Source organism: Parvimonas sp. M20, from assembly GCF_035282425.1.
GTDB lineage: Bacteria > Bacillota > Clostridia > Tissierellales > Peptoniphilaceae > Parvimonas.
The window spans coordinates 1-264 of record NZ_JAYKBQ010000198.1 but is presented as its reverse complement, the minus strand read 5'-3'; the positions used below and the strand labels follow the sequence as shown (position 1 = coordinate 264).

Sequence of the window (264 nt, the reverse complement as noted above, 5' to 3'; positions counted from 1 at the left end):
CACAAAGATTGCAGACATCCCCTCCCGCAATCTTTCAGCCGTTTTCCGGAGCGCTTCCCCCCCAATCCCGTGACAAATCATAAGCAAACGGCGTTTCGATGATCTTTTTCACTTTAGCGGGATCGTCCGTTTTGCCCAGCGCCCACATCAGTTTCGGCACGATCGCTTCCGTATTCATATCCCCGGAAACAATCACCGGATATTGCGCGACTTTTCTTCCGACTTCATACAAATACAAATCATGCCCTTCTTCCAGGCATTGCG

At 50.4% G+C, this 264-nt stretch carries 1 pseudogene; it reads right to left on the bottom strand.

Annotated elements, in window-relative coordinates:
* Positions 1 to 34: 34 nt before the first annotated feature.
* Positions 35 to 264: pseudogene (locus VJI93_RS08960) on the bottom strand (hypothetical protein); the annotation flags it as partial.